The sequence below is a fragment of the Janthinobacterium lividum genome (genome assembly GCF_011601275.1).
GTDB lineage: Bacteria > Pseudomonadota > Gammaproteobacteria > Burkholderiales > Burkholderiaceae_D > Janthinobacterium > Janthinobacterium lividum_E.
The window spans coordinates 1-335 of record NZ_JAAOLY010000068.1; the positions used below are offsets into that span (position 1 = coordinate 1).

Here is a 335-nt window from a genome sequence, read left to right on the forward strand (position 1 = left end):
GCTCTTCCACTTCCCATGCTTCTTTCCACTTTGCATGTGCGGTGGAGGCAACAGTAACGGCCATAAAAAAACGGCACCCGAAGGTGCCGTTTTTTGTCAGCTAGCAGCGTAGATTACGCTTCGTCGCGGTGGTGTTGCTGGGTTTCGATGGCCAGCAAATCTTCGGCGGTTTCACAGGCCAGGGTGGCTTTATCGAGCAGCAGTGGGACTTGATGCTCTTCCACTTCCCATGCTTCTTTCCACTTTGCATGTGCGGTGGAGGCAACAGTAACGGCCATAAAAAAACGGCACCCGAAGGTGCCGTTTTTTGTCAGCTAGCAGCGTAGATTACGCTT

Annotated in this window: 1 protein-coding gene; it reads right to left on the reverse strand. The window is 52.5% G+C overall.

Annotated features, from left to right (window positions below):
• Positions 1-113: 113 nt before the first annotated feature.
• Positions 114-278: a hypothetical protein gene (locus GYK42_RS28900; protein WP_166450289.1), complete on the reverse strand. Its 165-nt coding sequence runs from the start codon at positions 276-278 to the stop codon at positions 114-116.
• Between the last annotated feature and the right edge of the window lie 57 nt (positions 279-335).

Bases quoted from the DNA above. Each gene is read 5' to 3' on its own strand.
- GYK42_RS28900 (WP_166450289.1), bottom strand. From the start codon at position 278: ATGGCCGTTACTGTTGCCTCCACCGCACATGCAAAGTGGAAAGAAGCA.